This is a genomic window from Stenotrophomonas maltophilia group sp. RNC7, assembly GCF_030910085.1.
Classification (GTDB): domain Bacteria; phylum Pseudomonadota; class Gammaproteobacteria; order Xanthomonadales; family Xanthomonadaceae; genus Stenotrophomonas; species Stenotrophomonas sepilia.
In genome coordinates, this window is the sequence record NZ_JAVFVN010000959.1 from 1 (window position 1) to 1,063 (window position 1,063).

General features: G+C 37.5%; 1 protein-coding gene. It reads left to right on the forward strand.

Annotated elements, in window-relative coordinates; all coding sequences use genetic code 11:
• Window positions 1-1,063 (forward strand): phage tail protein (locus tag RCF13_RS25105; RefSeq protein WP_308141633.1); only part of this gene is annotated, 1,063 nt, incomplete at both ends.

Below are 1,063 nucleotides of genomic sequence, written 5' to 3' on the forward strand. Positions count from 1 at the left end.
TTTATGCTCCCTGCTACTTCTGAAAAAATAGTAGAATTGACTCCTGAGTGTGAAATATATGCTGGTGGCAGAGTGTATATTCTTCGTAAAGATGATGCCATGGACACTGTTAGAGACGATAAAAATGCTGTATGGACTAAAGTTATGGCAGTGGAGAAATGGTACGAACTAGATACAAGCTATGTGGAGCCATCTATATCTAATGATCCTACTGCCCGTCCTCCCGCTGATTTAGCTGTTATTATTGTCGGTGGTGGTTCTAATTTATCCGGTGGCCTCTACCCTACTGGTACTGCTGCTCACGCTTTATATGCTATTCTTCAAGGTTCTGGTTGGACTATGGGTACTATTGATGTAACTGGAATTCGTGACTTAGAGGGCGAAAAAGTTAGTAGGCTTGAATTGATTAAGATGATCCAAGACATCTGGGGTGGCTATCTTTTATTCGATAGTGTTAATAAGATTATTCATTTAAGAGATGCTGGAAAATGGCAGCCTTATACTGGATTTCAAGTCAGATACAAGAAGAACCTTAAACATATTACTAGAACCCAATCTAATGAAATTATAACTAGACTCTATCCTTTTGGTCATGATGATTTGGATATAGGTGCAGTTAATGGTGGAAAGAAATATATCACGAATCATAGCTATACTTCTAGGGAATATGTTGGAATTTATAAAAATCAAGATATCTATAGCCAAGCTGAACTATTGGAAAAAGCGCAGGCTGAATTAAAGTTAATCTGCCGACCTAGATATCTATATAAGATTAAATTATTGGATGTTCGGATCCTTCCTGATTATGAACATGAGGAATTTGCCCTAGGTGACATGGTAGATATAACTGATCCAGATGTTGCTCCAGATAGACCTAGAGCTAGAATCATTCGGCATAAATATAATCTATTCAAGCCATGGGAATGTGAACTTGATATCGGCGATCCAGAAGAACGTTTAATTGAGCAACTGAAAGCTTCATTCAATACAACTGGCTTTGTAGATGGAAAATTCAATGGTAGCGGTAAATTCAGTGGACATAGTCTTGAATATGAAAGTGTTA